General features: G+C 58.4%; 1 protein-coding gene. It reads right to left on the bottom strand.

What is annotated here, in order from left to right; translation table 11 throughout:
• On the bottom strand, positions 1-176 hold a 176-nt coding region (locus tag SB753_RS41165; RefSeq protein WP_410805695.1), incomplete at its 3' end, for an ABC transporter permease subunit.
• Positions 177-238: the final 62 nt, after the last annotated feature.

The following is a 238-nucleotide window of genomic DNA, read 5'->3' as shown; positions in this document are numbered from 1 at the left end:
ATCCACGTGAGCATCGCACCCAGCATGAACAACGCGCCGTGCGCGAAGTTGATCACGTTGAGCAGACCGAAGATCACAGCCAGCCCCAGACTCAGGATCGCGTAGAACGAGCCGTTCACGAGACCGAGCAGCAACTGGCTGAGCATCGCCGGTAGCGGAATGCCAAAGATATCCATTGAATCCGCCGTCAGAATAATATCGACGCAGTTCACTCGCGAGACGCAGCGGGCGGCACCTG

It is taken from the genome of Paraburkholderia sp. SIMBA_053, from assembly GCF_046534895.1.
GTDB lineage: Bacteria > Pseudomonadota > Gammaproteobacteria > Burkholderiales > Burkholderiaceae > Paraburkholderia > Paraburkholderia caledonica.
Note: the sequence above shows the minus strand (reverse complement) of the source record. Positions and strands in the feature narration are given on the sequence as shown.